1 protein-coding gene is annotated in these 1,157 nt (G+C 39.6%); it reads right to left on the bottom strand.

Features of this window, described 5'->3' with window-relative positions; all coding sequences use genetic code 11:
* On the bottom strand, nucleotides 1-1,157 hold a 1,157-nt coding region (locus ACIEHO_RS10925), incomplete at both ends, for an HYR-like domain-containing protein (RefSeq protein ID WP_456237553.1).

The raw sequence follows: 1,157 nt of genomic DNA, 5'->3' as shown, positions 1-1,157 counted from the left end.
CCTGTAGAACAGTTATCGGCCTCATCGGTTACGTCACCAACATTAGCAACGCTAACATCGAAGTTGCAATCTGCATCGGTGAATATTTCAATATCTTCAGGTGCTGTAAACGTAGGCACTGTATTATCAGAAATTGTAATGGTTTGAACTTTAACAGTTGTATTGTCGCAGTCGTCTTTTAATGTCCAAGTTCTAGTGATTACAAATGTACCTTCACATGATCCATCAGCTATAGAATCTTCATAAGCAGCTTGAATATCAGGGGAGCAGGTGTCGCCTTCATCAGTTACATCACCAACATTTTCAACAGCCACATCGTATGCACAATCGGCATCAGTGAATATTTCAATATCAGATGGAACAGTAAAGTCTGGAGCAATAGTATCTTCAATTGTAAATTGAGCAGTTGTTTCGCTAAAGTTACCACAAGCATCAGTTGCTCTAAAGGTTACAACGGCACTTCCAGTCATTCCGCAGTCATCACTTAAAGTAGTGAAGTTATTACTCCACACGATTGAAGAACAATCATCAGTTGCTTGAGCTCCACCATTGGATGTTAACCATGTGTTGAATTCCGATAAGTTACCAGAACCATCACATTCAACCGTTTGGTCTGCCGCAGGAGTGATAATCACGGGGTTTTCAGTATCCTTAATCAAGTATGTTGCAGTTGTAGTACTTGAATTATTACACTCATCTGTAGCTGTAAACGTAACAGTAACTGCTCCATTTTCACATTGTACTGATGTGTCTTGACCATAATCATTTGACCAAGTGACTTGACTACAACTATCATTAGCAGTAGCTCCAGCATTGTTATCTAACCAAGCTTGTAAAAGAGCTTGAGTATCAGTTTGAGCATCACATTCTATTTCAATATTTACTGTATTTGTATTATCGATAGAAGGTGGTGTAGTATCTTCCACAGTAATAGTTTGTGTGTCAGAAGTAGCATTACCACATTCATCAGTAGCGGTCCATGTTCTGACAATAGTTTTAGTATTGCCACAAGCGGCAGTTTCCACATCAGACTGGGTAATAGTTACTGTACCACAAGAATCTGTAGCAGTAGCCACGCCGGTATTAGCCGAAGACTCATCTTCAGTACACTCAATAGTAACATCACTAGGTAATGTTAGTACAGGTGGAGTAGTATC

Source organism: Flavisericum labens (assembly GCF_045446075.1).
GTDB lineage: Bacteria > Bacteroidota > Bacteroidia > Flavobacteriales > Flavobacteriaceae > Flavisericum > Flavisericum labens.
The sequence above is the reverse complement of the archived record's forward strand: the minus strand, read 5'-3'. Positions and strand labels throughout refer to the sequence as shown.